Below are 12,275 nucleotides of genomic sequence, written 5' to 3'. Positions count from 1 at the left end.
CATGGCACGTACCGTCATCATCGAGGCCCATGGTGGGCCGGAGGCGCTGAAGATCGTCGACCGCGAGGTGGGTGAACCCGGCCCGGGCGAGGTGCGCATCCGCCACCGCGCCGTGGGGCTGAATTTCATCGACGTCTACCAGCGCACCGGGATCTATCCGATGCCGCTGCCGGCGGCGCTGGGCATGGAAGCGGCCGGCGACATCGAGGCGGTGGGCGAAGGTGTCACCCACCTGAAACCGGGCGACAGAGCCGCCTATGCCTCGGCCCCGCCGGGGGCCTATACCGAGGCGCGGGTGATGCCCGCGGCGCAGGTCTGTCCGCTGCCCGACGGCATCGGATACGACACCGCCGCGGCGATGATGCTGAAGGGGCTGACGGTCGAATATCTGCTGGAACGGACCACCCCCATCGCCAGGGGCGACACGGTGCTGTTCCACGCGGCCGCGGGCGGCGTCGGCCTGATCGCCTGCCAGTGGGCTCGATCCGAAGGGATCCGGCTGATCGGCACCGCAGGATCGGACGAGAAGTGCCAGCTGGCGCTGGACCACGGCGCCGCGGAATGCATCAACTACCGCACCGGGGATTTCGTCGCCCGCGTGAAGGAGCTGACCGATGGCAAGGGCGTGCCCGCGGTGATGGATTCGGTGGGCAAGGATACCTTCGACGGCTCGCTGTCCTGTCTTGCGCCTTTCGGGATGATGATACTGTTCGGGGCCGCGTCCGGCCCGGTGCCGCCCTTCGACCTGAACCGGCTGGCGCAGGGCGGATCGCTGAAGATCACCCGGCCGTCGGTCTTCAACCATGTGGCCGACCATGACCGCTGTCAGGCCATGGCGCGGCGCCTGTTCGACAAGGTGCTGGCGGGCGATGTCGAGATCCGGATCGATCAGCGCTTCCCGCTGGACGACGTGGCCGGGGCGCACCGCACGCTGGAAGCGCGCAAGACCACCGGTTCCACGGTGCTGGAACTGTGATGCGATCCCCTGCGCCGGGCGGACCGGCGCAGGGGAGCCCGTTTCAGGCGGTCATGCCGGTCGCGGCCGCCAGCCGCTTCTTCGCGGCCTCGTATTCCGCGGACAGGCGTGCGACCAGATCGGCCGCCGGAAGCACCGACTTTACCGCACCGATGCCCTGACCGGCGCCCCAGATTTCCTTCCAGCTTTTCGGCTTGGTCCGGCCGCTGCTGAAGTCCATGGTCGACGGGTCCGAGGTTTCGAGGTTGTCCGGGTCCATGCCCGCCGCCGCGATGGACGGTTTCAGATAGTTACCCCAGACACCGGTGAAGAGGTTCGAATAGACGATGTCGTTGGCACCGCTGTCGACAATCATCGACTTGTAGCTTTCGACCGCGTTCGCCTCTTTCGTGGCGATGAAGGCGGACCCGGAATAGGCAAAGTCCGCACCCATGGCCTGCGCCGCCAGAATCGCGTCGCCGGTTGCGATGGAGCCCGACAGGGCCAGCGGGCCGTCGAACCATTCGCGGATCTCCTGGATCAGGGCGAAGGGCGACAGGGCGCCGGCATGGCCGCCCGCACCGGCCGCCACCGCGATCAGGCCGTCGGCGCCCTTTTCGATGGCCTTGTGGGCGAACCTGTTGTTGATCACGTCATGCATCGAGATGCCGCCGACACTGTGCGCGGCCTCGTTCACCCATTCCTGCGCGCCCAGCGAGGTGATCCAGCCCGGGACCTTGTGCTTCACGCAGATCTCGACATCGCGTTCCAGCCGGCCGTTCGAGCGGTGGACGATCTGGTTCACGGCATAGGGCGCGGCGGGCGTGTCAGGGTTGGCCTGGTTGTACTTGTCCAGTTCCTCGTTGATGCGGATCAGCCAGCGTTCCAGCTCGATCGGCTCGCCCTCGGCCTCGCGGGCGTTCAGGGCGGGGAAGGACCCCACAATGCCGGCCTTGCACTGGGCGATGACCAGATCCGGGTTGGAAACGATGAACAGCGGCGATCCGATCAGCGGCAGGCGCAGATGGCTCAGGGCTTCGGGTACGGACAAGGCAGTCTCCTCTTCTCACTCTCTCTCTGCCGGGACGGACATATCCGTCGCCGGTTCGACCGGGCCGTAGCCGGGTTACCCGCCAGTATCAGCAGGCCTGCCGGCACTGTCCGACCGATCAGTCCGGGACGATACTAGCTTGCCTTTTCGTACCTCGCTTGCGTTTTCATCTGGCGTTCCGGTGATACCCTACGTCAATTGAAGCGACGCAGGATCGCGCCCCGTCGCCAGACCCAGGCCGGAGAAGCCCAAGTCGCGCTGCAGGGGAAAAGTTCGTGATCCGCCGTGAAAACGGGCAAATGACGGACCCGGGCGCCCAATTGCTGGAAGCCTGCTCTCGCGGCGCGTCCGCCCGACAGACTCTGCCTGCACGGCGCGCGCCCATTTCCTAGGCTGGGATCAGCGCGGCATCTAGGGTTCCGCCTTCCCGAGAAGGGAAGGGCAGGTCCGAGAGATGCCACCGGGACGTCACCCGCGTTCCGGTACACGGCGGGGGAAAAACCCGGGAGACCAGCGCTGTTCAATGCCGAAAGGCGGTCTCCTTCCCGATGTTCGGAGTCCGTCCAAAAGACACGAACAACAGGGACCATATGATGAAGAGACTTGCACTGACTGCGCTTGCGACCGTGGCGATGCTGGGTTCGCCCGTGATGGCCGAGGAGAAGGACAGCTTCAAGGTCGCCTGGTCGATCTATGTGGGCTGGATGCCGTGGGGCTATCTGGAAGAATCCGGCATCATGGACAAGTGGGCCGAAAAATACGGCATCGATGTCGAGATCGTGCAGATCAACGACTATGTCGAATCGATCAACCAGTACACGGCCGGCGCCTTCGACGGCGTGTCGGCCACCAACATGGACACGTTGTCGATCCCGGCCGGCGGCGGGGTCGACACCACGGCGCTGATCGTGGGCGACTATTCCAACGGAAACGACGCGGTGATCCTAAAGGGCGAGGGCACGCTGACCGATCTGGCGGGCAAGCCGGTGAACCTGGTGGAACTGTCGGTCTCGCACTACCTGCTGGCGCGGGCGCTGGACAGCGTGGGCTTGGCGGAAAAGGACCTGTCGGGCGTCATCAACACCTCTGACGCGGACATGATCGCGGCCTATGCCACGCCGGATGTCGAGGCGGTTGTCACCTGGAACCCGCTGGTGTCCACCATCATGGAGGAACCGGGGGCGAACATGCTCTTTGACAGTTCCGATATCCCCGGCGAGATCATCGACCTGATGGTCGTGAACACCGAGACGCTGGCCGACAACCCGGCCTTCGGCAAGGCGCTGGTCGGCGCCTGGTACGAGGTCATGGGTCTGATGGCGTCGGACAGTGACGAAGGGAAGGCGGCCCGTGAATGGATGGCTGCGGCCTCCGGCACGGACCTTGCGGGCTATGACGCGCAGCTGGCCTCGACCGAGATGTTCTTTACCCCTGCCGACGCCGTGGCCTTCACCGAAAGCCCAGAGCTGCCCAGGACCATGGTCGCGGTCGCCGAATTCCTGTTCGACAAGGGCATCCTGGGCGAGGGCGCGCCGTCGGCCGATTTCGTGGGGGTCGCATACCCGGACGGGTCCATTACCGGGGACAGCGCCAACGTGAAGTTCCGCTTTGACGACAGCTACATGAAGATGGCTGCCGGAGGCGAACTCTGAGACCTGCCGTCGCCTCTGCCCGGCCGGAACCCGGGGCCACGGGGGCGGGGCAGACCCGCCGCCCGCGGCTGCGCTGGATCAACCGCCGGCCAGACAAGGCGCTGACGCTGCTGCTGGTGGCGATCCCCTTCGTGCTGGTGCTGCTGGCCTACGGCATCGGGTCCGAGGCGCGCCGCGCCGTGAACCCGGCCGACAAGGTCCTGCCGGCGCCGGCCCAGATCGTGGAAACGGCACAGCGGCTGATCACCCAGCCCGATAAACGCTCGGGGGACATACTGTTCTGGACCGACACGGCCGCCAGCCTGGAACGGCTGGGTTACGGCGTGGCCATTGCCGCCGGCATCGCACTGGTCTTCGGGCTGGTGATCGGCATCCTGCCCATCGCGCGCACGATGCTGTCGCCCTTCGTCAACGTGCTGTCGATGATCCCGCCGCTGGCGATCCTGCCGATCCTCTTCATCATGCTGGGGCTGGGCGAGGTGTCGAAGGTCGCCCTGATCGCCATCGGCATCACGCCGTTCCTGATCCGCGACCTGGCCCAACGGGTCGCCGAACTGCCCCCCGAACAGATCGTGAAGGCCCAGACCCTGGGCGCGACCAGCCTTGCCATCGGCCTGCGCGTGGCCCTGCCGCAGGCGCTGCCGCGGCTTTTGGGCAGCCTGCGCCTGTCGCTCGGTCCCGCCTGGCTGTTCCTTATCGCGGCCGAGGCCGTGGCGGCCGATGCCGGCCTTGGCTATCGCATCTTCCTGGTCCGCCGTTACCTGGCGATGGACGTGATCCTGACCTACGTCATCTGGATCACCCTGCTGGCCTTCCTGCTGGATCTCGCCCTGCGGCTGGTTTCCCGCTTTGCCTTCCCCTGGGCGGAGGAGGGATTGTGAGCTTCGTCGAAGTCGAACGGATCTCGCAGAGTTACGGCGGCAGACCGATCCTCGACCGGGTCTCGACTTCGGCCGAAGAGGGGGAGTTCGTGTCCATCGTCGGCGCCTCGGGCTGCGGCAAGTCGACGTTCCTTCGGCTGCTTCTGGCGCAGGAACTGCCGACCCGCGGCCGCATCTCCATCGCCGGTGCGCCGCCCGCCCGCGAACCGGGCCCCGACCGGGGCGTGGTCTTCCAGCGCTATTCGGTCTTCCCGCACATGTCGGTGCGCCAGAACCTTGTCGCGGCGTCGGCGCTGGGCGCGAATTTCTGGGGCGGCCTCTTCGGAGCGAAATGCAAGGCCGCACAGAAGGTCGCCGACGACGCGCTGGACCGGATCGGTCTGGCCCATGTCGCCCATGCCTACCCGTCGGCCCTGTCGGGGGGCATGCAGCAACGCCTGGCCATCGCGCAGGCCTTGATGGCGCGGCCCAAGATCCTGCTGCTGGACGAACCCTTCGGCGCGCTGGATCCCGGCACGCGGATCACCATGCACGCCTTCCTGATGGAGCTGCGGGCCGAAACCGGCATGACCGTCTTCATGGTGACCCACGACCTTGCCGAAGGCTTCAAGCTGGGCGACCGTGTGCTTGTCTTCGACAAGCCGCGCTGGGACCCGGCCGACCCGAACGCGGTCGGCGCCACCATCACCTACGATTTCGATGCCCGCGACGGCGGCATCCCCTTTCAGCGACTGCAGGAGACGACCCATGTTCCCATCGAACTCTAGAGGAACACGTTCCCATCACCCCCGGGACGTGCATTTGCCCGACCGGCGCGCGCATCATCCCGATCTTACCAAGCTGGGCGGCTGGAAGGCGATGCAGGCCGAGGCCGACATTCCGGGCGATGAATGGGAAAAGGAAAAGGCCTGGGCGCTCCGCATGGGCCTGACGGCAGCGGATTCGATCGAGGACCGGTCGATCCCCACCTTTGCCCGGGGCGAACTGCCCCATTATGCCGGCATCAACACCTTCCTGAAGGCGCCCTATGCGGAAGACGTGACCGAGGTGGGCATGTACGATGCCACCATCCTGGGCGCGCCATTCGACGGCGGCACGACCTATCGCCCGGGCACCCGCTTCGGTCCGCAGGGGATCCGCAAGATCTCGGCCCTCTACACGCCCTACAACTACGAGGCCGGGATCGACCTGCGCGAACAGATGTCGCTCTGCGATGCCGGCGACATCTTCACCATCCCCGCGAATATCGAAAAGACCTTCGACCAGATCAGCCGGGCGGTGGCGCACGTGTTCTCGTCGGGCTCCATGCCGATCATCCTGGGCGGCGACCATTCCATCGGCTTTCCCTGCGTGCGGGGTGTGGCCGAGTGCACATCCAAGAAGATCGGCATCGTCCATTTCGACCGCCATGCCGACATCCAGGAAAAGGACCTGGACGAACGAATGCACACGACGCCCTGGTTCCATTCCACGAACCTGCCCAACGTGCCGGCCAAGAATCTGGTCCAGGTCGGCATCGGCGGCTGGCAGGTCCCGCGCGAGGCGGTGAAGGTCGCCCGCGAGCGCGAGACCAACATCATCACCATGTCCGACATGGAGAAGATGGGTGTCGACAAGACCGCCGAAATGGCGCTGGAGATGGCCTGGGACGGGGTCGACATGGTCTACATGTCCTTCGACATCGATAGCATCGACTGCGGCTTCGTGCCCGGCACGGGCTGGCCGGAACCGGGGGGGTTCCTCCCGCGCGAGGCGCTGGCGCTGGCCTCCAAGGTCGCGGCCGAGGGCATCTGTGCCATGGAACTGGTCGAGGTTTCGCCGCCCTATGATACATCGGACATCACAGCCCTGATGGGCACGCGGGTGATCGTCGACGTTCTGGGCTCGCTCGTCGCCAACGGCAAGATGGGCGCCCACAGGCAGCACATCGACAAGCCCGTGTCGCTGCCCATGGGCGACTATTCCGAGGCGACCCATGGCCGCCGCTGGAGCACGCCGGCGAAGCGGAAGTGATGCAGACCGGAACACGGCGCCCGGATTGGCCGGACGCGCCCTTTGGAGCTGGCCGCGACATGGAGTATTTGGAAAGAGAAGAAGCACGCGACCCGGGTTTCTTCTCTTCAAAAATACTCCATGTCGCGGGCGGCGCCGGGGACGGGGCCGGACAGCCGGGCCGACAGAAACAGGGAGGCGGAAGATGCCCCATGATATCGTGAACGGCCATATCGGCCACCATCACCATCATCACCCGCACGATCACAACCACGATCACGGGCCGGATCACCTGCATTCGCACATGGAGCCGGCGGACCGGGCGGCGGATCTGCAGGTTCTGGCGAGCCAGTTCATCGACGGGTTCCAGCAGGCCAGGGACAAGCAGGCCTATCTGAAGCTGGCAGGTGTGCCGCTGGAGATCGGCGAAGGCGATAGCCCGTCGCTGAAGCTGGTGGACGTGAATTTGACGACAGAATGGCAGGTGGGGACCGCCTCGCCGTCCTTCGGCTCGCGCGAGTTGTCCTATCTGCCCTTTCCGGGCGAAATGATCACCGAGCGAACGAACATGGGCTTCGTCTATGTTTCGATGAAGGAAAAGCGGGTGGTCGATCTGCGGGACTTCCTGGCGGAGAGCCTCGATGGCTGAGCTTCCCGTCGCGCACGGCTGGTATGGGGCCGAGAAGATCCTGCCCCGGATCACCCGCATCACCGAGCCGCATGTGCATCCCGTCTACTCGGCGAACATGTACCTGGTCGAGGGCGACGCGGTGGACATGATCGTCGACAGCGGGATGGGGATCGTGCCCCTGAAGCCATTCCTGGACGGGATCCGGACGGATGCGGCAAAGCCGATCTGGTGCTTCACCACCCATGCCCATGCCGATCATTTCGGAGCGATGCACGAGTTCGACACACGGATCGCCCATCCGATCGACGCGCCGGACCTGGAGGCGCCGTCGGAGTACACGCTGGACCCGAAGGACATTCCCGAGAGCTTCCAGCAGATTCTGATCGAGTGCGGGTACGGTCGCATCGATACGCCGTGGATGATCGATGCGGTGCCATACCAGGGCTATGATCTGCGGGCCTGGACCTTGAAGGGGGCGCCTCAGACGCGGCTGGTCGAGGATGGCGACATCGTCGACCTGGGTGGCTGGGCGGCCGAGGTGCTGTTCGTCCCGGGCCACGATGCCGGGCAGATCGGGCTGTGGCATGCCGAAAGCGGGACGCTCTTCGGGGCGGATGCGGTTTATGACGGGCCCCTGATCTGGCAGGCACCGGGGATGAGCGCGGCCGATTATGCCGCGACGCTGAAGCGGCTGATGGCGCTGCCGGTCGAGGTCGTGCTGGGCGGCCACGACGACCCGTTCGGGAAGGCGCGGCTGGTCGAGATGTGCGAGCACTATCTGGCCATCTGGGCGGATCTCTGAGCTTGGACGCCGGGGCAGCGAAGGCCCTTTGACAGGGCCTTCGGAATGCGATGCAAATCGCATTCCCCTGTGGCGTCGGGGCGGCTATGCCACAGCGATGGATCAGGCCTGCCAGGTATCGCGGGAGGGGCGGCCCAGAAAGTCCGTCCGCGTGGTCGTGAACGTCATTGCGTGCAGGTCTGTGCGTTCGAACGCGCTTTGCCCTTCGCGGAGCGGGTTGGTGCAAAGCGCGATCACCCCGTCTTCGCCACGCCAGCGACCAAGCCCGTATTCGGCATCGAACTGGGCCAGCAAGGCCGCCGCGGGGCGCTGGCCGAGGTTCAGGGCCTGGCGCAGGGGTGCCGAACCGGCGGCCCCGGGCGTGCCGATCCCGTAAAGGAACAACCGTTCCGACCAGATCACGTGCAGCGCCTTGCCGTCGGCACCGGCAAAGACCTTGCGGTTGAGGGCACCCGCGATCTCGCGGTGCCAGAGTTCGCGGTAGTCGGCTGCGGTCCCGTCCTCGATCAGCCGGCCATCGTTGGTCCAGTGCAGGCGGCCGGCATCCACGCCGTCGGGCGCGCCGTGCCAGTTGATCGCGCGGTCCCAGGTGCAGACCTCGTCCAAAACCTCTATCGTGCCGGCAAAGCCTTCGGCCTGGAGAAGCGCCAGCAGCACCGGGGTTTCGGCCTCGGCCAGGCAGGACAGGCTCGAAAGGTCCGGCCGCACCCGCGGTACCCTCAGATCGCAATAGCCGTCGCGGGCCTGCAGCCAGTGGACCCGGGTTTCGGCATCGTCCAGCCCCGGTGCGCGGATCCAGTCGCGGATCCAGTGACCCGTCAGATCCCCGGCGGCGATCATGTCAGGCTGCCTTGGCCATGTGGCGGCGCAGTGCCGCCAGGATGTCGTCGCAGGGAAGTACGGCCCCTTCCTGGAGGTATTCCATCGCGTTCAGCGAGGCGTCGTGCGCGGCCACGGACGTTCCGCCGACACAGTCCCCGGCCACACGGCAGTAATAGTCGTGCTGGTGCCCGTCGACGAAGGTGTAGTGCACGCAGACGTCGGTCATGCCGCCGATCAGGATCAGGGTCTGCGCCTTCAGGCCCTTCAGCAGGATTTCCAGTTCGGTCCCAAAGAAGGCGGAATAGCGGCGCTTCGGCACGAAGTAATCCTCGGGCCTTTGTCCTGTGATCTCGGCCGGGAGGGGCGTGCCGGGTTCGCCGTCCATGCAGTGAATGCCTTCGGAGCCGTCCAGTTCGCGGCCATAGTCGACCATGTCGCGACGGTGGATTTCCTGGATATAGACCGTGGGGACGTCCAGTTCGCGGGCGGCGCGGATCAGGGTCAGGGCCTGTTCCATTCGTTCGCGATAACCTGGCATGACCGGGATTCCGGCCTTCACGTCCATGAAGGCCGAAGACTGGATGTCGATGACCAGAAGCACGGGGTTTCCGACGATGGTGGGTTGGCGCGGCATGGCGTTAGGATCCTTAGCGGCGGGTTGTGTCCGCCCCCATCAGCCGCGGCAGGTCGCCGAAGCGGGCGACCAGCGAAAATGCGACGACAGAGACGGTGATGAAGGTGATCGCTGCAACGGCCATGGTGGGCGTGAATCCGTTCCGGAGGGAATTGAAGATCTGCAGAGTCACGGTGGCGTAAGAGGAGGAGGAAACGAAGAACATCACGATGAATTCGTTGAAGGACAGGACCAGCGCGAAGAAGAAACCCGACATGGTGTAGGGGATCGTCTGCGGCAGAACGATGGTCCGGAAACTGACGCCTTCGGTCGCGCCCATGGTGGCCGCGGCCTCCAGCAGGGCCTTGTCGATGGACTGGAGCCCGATGGATATCGTGACCAGGGGGAGCGCTGCAAAGAGCGCCGCAAGGCTGAGCACCCCGGCCCACATCTGCCCCAGCGCGCCGGTGAAGGACCACAGGAAGCCAAGCCCGACACCGAAGACGATGGGCGGCAGGGCAAAGGGCATGGCGGCAAGCCCCGCCAGCACCTTCGACAGCCCGTCATTTGCCCGCCACAGCCAATAGGCGACGGGCCAGGCGATCAGGACCGACAGGGCGGCCGCGGACACGGAAATGACGATGGAGTTCCAGAGCGCCGTCGTCCACACAGGTTCCGACACGAAGAATTCCACGAAACGGTCGAAGGTCGGGTTTTCCGGCGGAAAGGCCATCGACCGGCCGCCGTTCAGCGCCGCGGCGGACACGACGACGATGGGCATCAGGACGACGACGGCGGCCAGTCCCATAAAGAGCGATGCGGCCCAGTGCAGGCGTCTCATCCCTTGCCCCCCGCGGTCGACAGCTTTTGCCCGATCACCAGCAGGATCACCGCCGTGACCAGAAGCACCACTGCCTGAGCCGACCCGAACGGCGCGTTGAGCGTGGCGCCGCGCACGGCTTCATAGATCGACACGGCCAGCGTCTGCTGCGCGGGCGCGGCAAAGACGGTGACCGCGACGTAGGTCCCCAGCAGGAAGACGAACAGAAGCAGCACAGTCCCGATCAGCGCCAGCTTGACCGAGGGGATGACGACCGTCCTGATCACGGTCCAGGGCCTGGCGCCCATGGTCCGCGCGGCCTCGATCAGCGAAGGGTCCAGACGCGACAGGGCGGGATAGAGCAGGATCACCGCATAGGGCCAGACCAGATAGCTCATCGTCAGGACGGTGGCGAAAACGGATGTCTTGAATTTCACGTTCCGGGGTGAGGCCAGGCCCCAGTCCCGCAGGGTGTCGAACCAGCCCATGTCCTTCAGCCACTGAGTCAGGCCCGTTTCCTGGAACACCATCGGCAGGCCGGACCGGGCCGACAGCAGAATGTCCCAGCCCATGACGATGAAGACCTCGGACAGGGACAGGGACGACAGCAGGAAGACCAGCCACAGCGTCTGCGCCTTCCGGGTCAGGCGGGTCAGGAAGTAGGTGAACGGAAAGGCCGAGACGACGGCGATGACCGAGGCGATGACGGCATAGTAGATCGACCAGCCCAGCTTCTGCAGGTAGAGGGTCGAGGTTGAATTGGGCCAGTCGGCGCCGACGAAGAAGCGGCGGTAATTGGTCAGGTCGAAGGCAAAATGCCAGCCCGCGCCTTCGACCTTTTCGCCGAAAGAAATCGCGATCACCATCAGGAAGGGCAGCAGGCACAGCGCGGCCACGGCCACGCAGAATGCGATCCGCACCATGAAATAGCCCGAAAGCCCCGGGCCCCGGTCAACGTCCGGGGGTGCCATCGGGGGATCTGCAGTCTCGACGCTCATGCCGCGACCGGTTCGGCCGGGAAAAGGTGCAGCGCGTCGGGCGGCAGATAGACCTGCGTCTGCGCGCCGACATGCAGGCCGGTGCCGCGGTCGGTGACTTCCTCGACCACCATGGGGCCTGCGGGCGTGTCCAGGTGGATGTCGCGGGTGGCGCCCACGTCGCGCAGGAAGGTGACGGTGGCGGGCAGGCGGTTGCCTACGGGCAGGTCGGCGCCCAGCCGCGCCTTTTCGGGCCGCAGGGCCAGCGTGACCTGGGATCCGTCGATGAAGGCCGGGGCAGGGACCGCCTGCAGGGTCCAGCCGGCGACTTGCACGGCGCCGTTCCGCACACGGCCGGACATAAAGTTCGCCCGCCCGATGAACGACGCGACAAAACCGTTGGCGGGCCTGTGATAGATTTCCTGCGGTGATCCCACCTGTTCGCAGCGGCCCTGGCTCATCACCACGATGCGGTCGGCCATGGTCATCGCCTCGCGCTGGTCGTGGGTGACGACGATGGTGGTGATCTTCAGCCGCTGTTGGAGCAGGCGCAGTTCGACCTGCATCTCCTCGCGGAGCTTGGCATCCAGCGCGGACATGGGTTCGTCCAGCAGGAAGACCTCGGGCTCTTGCGCCAGCGCCCGAGCGATGGCGACCCGCTGGCGCTGGCCGCCCGACAGCTCTCCGATCCGGCGCTGGCCGAAATCTGCCAGCTGCACCAGGTCCAGCAACTCGCCGGCCCGCGCGCGGGCGCGGGCCGTGGGCGTGCCGGCGATGGTCAGGGCGTAACAGACATTGTCGGCCACGTTCAGATGCGGGAACAGGGCGAAGTTCTGGAACACCATCCCGAACTTGCGTGCATGGGGCGGGGTGCCGGTCAGGTCGGTCTCGCCCAGGCGGATCGTGCCGCCCGATGGCTCCTCCAGTCCCGCGATCATCCGCAGAAGCGTGGTCTTGCCGCATCCCGACGGCCCCAGAAGGGCCGTCAGTTCGCCATGGGCGAAGGTCAGGTCGACCCGGTCCACGGCACGGAACGCGCCGAAGTCCTTGCGGATATCGCTGAGGACAAGATCCGGCAC

The 12,275-nt window shown here is 65.8% G+C and carries 13 protein-coding genes and 1 riboswitch; of the genes, 7 read left to right on the top strand and 6 right to left on the bottom strand.

All coding sequences use genetic code 11. The features are described 5' to 3' along the window. The first annotated feature begins 1 nt into the window (after position 1). Positions 2 to 976: a quinone oxidoreductase family protein gene (locus FQK05_RS04080; protein WP_158964576.1), complete on the top strand. Its 975-nt coding sequence runs from the start codon at positions 2 to 4 to the stop codon at positions 974 to 976. Positions 977 to 1,019: 43 nt separating this feature from the next. Here FQK05_RS04080 and FQK05_RS04075 read toward each other — a convergent pair whose 3' ends face one another. Further along, entirely contained in the window at positions 1,020 to 2,006 is a 987-nt protein-coding gene (locus tag FQK05_RS04075; RefSeq protein ID WP_158964575.1) for an NAD(P)H-dependent flavin oxidoreductase, read from the bottom strand. 400 nt (positions 2,007 to 2,406) lie between these two features. Continuing rightward, positions 2,407 to 2,517: riboswitch (guanidine-I (ykkC/yxkD leader) on the top strand. Positions 2,518 to 2,599: 82 nt separating this feature from the next. Here FQK05_RS04075 and FQK05_RS04070 point away from each other — a divergent pair. The 6 genes from FQK05_RS04070 to FQK05_RS04045 all read left to right on the top strand — a co-directional run bounded on the left by FQK05_RS04070 (position 2,600) and on the right by FQK05_RS04045 (position 7,964). Then, positions 2,600 to 3,658 carry a putative urea ABC transporter substrate-binding protein gene (locus FQK05_RS04070; protein WP_233270350.1) on the top strand — a complete coding sequence of 353 codons (1,059 nt, stop codon included), beginning with the start codon at positions 2,600 to 2,602 and terminating at the stop codon, positions 3,656 to 3,658. 116 nt (positions 3,659 to 3,774) lie between these two features. Next, positions 3,775 to 4,539 (top strand): ABC transporter permease, encoded by a 765-nt coding sequence (locus FQK05_RS04065; RefSeq protein ID WP_267902350.1) that lies wholly within the window; start codon positions 3,775 to 3,777, stop codon positions 4,537 to 4,539. Then, the gene (locus FQK05_RS04060) at positions 4,536 to 5,306 is read left to right on the top strand and encodes an ATP-binding cassette domain-containing protein (protein ID WP_158964573.1); all 771 of its coding nucleotides are present in this window, start codon (positions 4,536 to 4,538) and stop codon (positions 5,304 to 5,306) included. The genes FQK05_RS04065 and FQK05_RS04060 overlap by 4 nt, the downstream gene beginning before the upstream one ends. Positions 5,307 to 5,334: 28 nt before the next feature. Next, positions 5,335 to 6,552, top strand: coding sequence for an agmatinase family protein (locus FQK05_RS04055; protein ID WP_233270376.1), 1,218 nt, complete (start codon positions 5,335 to 5,337; stop codon positions 6,550 to 6,552). A gap of 184 nt (positions 6,553 to 6,736) precedes the next feature. Then, positions 6,737 to 7,180 (top strand): hypothetical protein, encoded by a 444-nt coding sequence (locus FQK05_RS04050; protein WP_158964571.1) that lies wholly within the window; start codon positions 6,737 to 6,739, stop codon positions 7,178 to 7,180. Next, the gene (locus FQK05_RS04045) at positions 7,173 to 7,964 is read left to right on the top strand and encodes an MBL fold metallo-hydrolase (protein WP_158964570.1); all 792 of its coding nucleotides are present in this window, start codon (positions 7,173 to 7,175) and stop codon (positions 7,962 to 7,964) included. Before FQK05_RS04050 ends, FQK05_RS04045 begins: the two co-directional genes overlap by 8 nt. Before the next feature lie 102 nt (positions 7,965 to 8,066). Here the strand turns inward: FQK05_RS04045 and FQK05_RS04040 are convergent, their stop codons facing one another. The 5 genes from FQK05_RS04040 to FQK05_RS04020 are packed head-to-tail and all read right to left on the bottom strand — an operon-like array spanning position 8,067 to position 12,275. Continuing rightward, entirely contained in the window at positions 8,067 to 8,804 is a 738-nt protein-coding gene (locus FQK05_RS04040; protein ID WP_158964569.1) for a hypothetical protein, read from the bottom strand. A gap of 1 nt (position 8,805) precedes the next feature. Continuing rightward, positions 8,806 to 9,420 (bottom strand): cysteine hydrolase family protein, encoded by a 615-nt coding sequence (locus tag FQK05_RS04035; RefSeq protein WP_158964568.1) that lies wholly within the window; start codon positions 9,418 to 9,420, stop codon positions 8,806 to 8,808. A gap of 13 nt (positions 9,421 to 9,433) precedes the next feature. Continuing rightward, positions 9,434 to 10,240, bottom strand: a complete 807-nt coding sequence (locus FQK05_RS04030; RefSeq protein ID WP_158964567.1) for an ABC transporter permease — start codon at positions 10,238 to 10,240, stop codon at positions 9,434 to 9,436. Beyond that, positions 10,237 to 11,190 carry an ABC transporter permease gene (locus FQK05_RS04025; protein WP_233270349.1) on the bottom strand — a complete coding sequence of 318 codons (954 nt, stop codon included), beginning with the start codon at positions 11,188 to 11,190 and terminating at the stop codon, positions 10,237 to 10,239. The genes FQK05_RS04030 and FQK05_RS04025 overlap by 4 nt, the downstream gene beginning before the upstream one ends. Before the next feature lie 23 nt (positions 11,191 to 11,213). Beyond that, positions 11,214 to 12,275 carry an ABC transporter ATP-binding protein gene (locus FQK05_RS04020; RefSeq protein ID WP_233270348.1) on the bottom strand — a complete coding sequence of 354 codons (1,062 nt, stop codon included), beginning with the start codon at positions 12,273 to 12,275 and terminating at the stop codon, positions 11,214 to 11,216.

Origin of the sequence: Chachezhania sediminis (genome assembly GCF_009765275.1) — a bacterium.
In the GTDB taxonomy this organism is placed as follows: Bacteria; Pseudomonadota; Alphaproteobacteria; order Rhodobacterales; family Rhodobacteraceae; genus Chachezhania; species Chachezhania sediminis.
This window is presented reverse-complemented; position numbering and strand designations above follow the sequence as displayed.

What these genes read in the sequence shown, in the direction of transcription:
- FQK05_RS04080 (WP_158964576.1), top strand. Translation starts at nt 2, where the DNA reads ATGGCACGTACCGTCATCATCGAGGCCCATGGTGGGCCGGAGGCGCTG.
- FQK05_RS04070 (WP_233270350.1), top strand. Translation starts at nt 2,600, where the DNA reads ATGAAGAGACTTGCACTGACTGCGCTTGCGACCGTGGCGATGCTGGGT.
- FQK05_RS04050 (WP_158964571.1), top strand. Translation starts at nt 6,737, where the DNA reads ATGCCCCATGATATCGTGAACGGCCATATCGGCCACCATCACCATCAT.
- FQK05_RS04045 (WP_158964570.1), top strand. Translation starts at nt 7,173, where the DNA reads ATGGCTGAGCTTCCCGTCGCGCACGGCTGGTATGGGGCCGAGAAGATC.
- FQK05_RS04040 (WP_158964569.1), bottom strand. Translation starts at nt 8,804, where the DNA reads ATGATCGCCGCCGGGGATCTGACGGGTCACTGGATCCGCGACTGGATC.
- FQK05_RS04035 (WP_158964568.1), bottom strand. Translation starts at nt 9,420, where the DNA reads ATGCCGCGCCAACCCACCATCGTCGGAAACCCCGTGCTTCTGGTCATC.
- FQK05_RS04030 (WP_158964567.1), bottom strand. Translation starts at nt 10,240, where the DNA reads ATGAGACGCCTGCACTGGGCCGCATCGCTCTTTATGGGACTGGCCGCC.
- FQK05_RS04025 (WP_233270349.1), bottom strand. Translation starts at nt 11,190, where the DNA reads ATGGCACCCCCGGACGTTGACCGGGGCCCGGGGCTTTCGGGCTATTTC.